The 804-nt window shown below is 35.8% G+C and carries 1 protein-coding gene; it reads right to left on the bottom strand.

Features of this window, described 5'->3' with window-relative positions; genetic code table 11:
• Window positions 1-20: 20 nt before the first annotated feature.
• Window positions 21-804 (bottom strand): IS5 family transposase gene (locus NI461_RS14060; protein WP_253157865.1). Its coding sequence is split into 2 segments (ribosomal slippage), with 783 coding nucleotides annotated over them: window positions 21-461 and window positions 463-804; the frame shifts between segments, so codons are not numbered across the junction. This gene is flagged as partial in the annotation.

Genomic DNA, 804 nt, shown 5'->3' on the forward strand with positions numbered 1-804 from the left:
TAGACCTCTTGCGAAAGTCCTTATTGCGAGTTTATTCGGTTTACTAATGCAGCGATTAAATTAATGCGTAAGCCGAATCTTTTCCGTCTATTTCGATAGCGCTCACTCAATATTCTAAATGTTTTCAATTGACTATTGATGTGTTCGATCACAACTCGTATTTTTCCAATCATGTTATTGTACTTTTTCTCAACATCAAATAAGGGGAAATTCTTCTGTTTCTTTATTGGCATCAATAATTTAAAGCCGTCTTGCTCTAATCCGTAGTATCCTAAATCGGTAATAACATATTCACAATGGTTAAATTTCTTAACCGTTTTTCTTGCCAGTTTAATGTCATGCTGACTGCCATTCGATATATCTAGCCCTATGATTTGTTTACTCTTCGGATGATAGATCACTTGGGCTTTTAGCGTATGTTTCTTCTTTTTACCACTGTAGAACTTACTCTGATTTTTTTTTCGGGCGTTCAATTGAACATTCTGTAGTATCAATAATGACCCAGTTAAAGTGTTCGTCTGCTGTGGTAATGCTTCGTTTTGGCAGGATAAAACGTCTTGATTTCATCAATGCATTTTCAACCTTTTTAATGGTTCGATTCACATTACTTTCAGCGATATGGTAATTTGCCGCCAATTCCAGTTGAGTACTGTAGTTTCGTAAGTAATTGAGAGTCAATAACAACTGATCCTCTATATCTAAAGTATGAGGACGACCTGATTTCTTTTTGAGTGATTCAGCTTTTTCTAAGACCTCAACCATTTCAGTAAAAACTTGTCGAGGTACGCCAACCAAGCGTTTGAA

Source organism: Acinetobacter sp. S4400-12, from assembly GCF_024129495.1.
In the GTDB taxonomy this organism is placed as follows: domain Bacteria; phylum Pseudomonadota; class Gammaproteobacteria; order Pseudomonadales; family Moraxellaceae; genus Acinetobacter; species Acinetobacter lwoffii_C.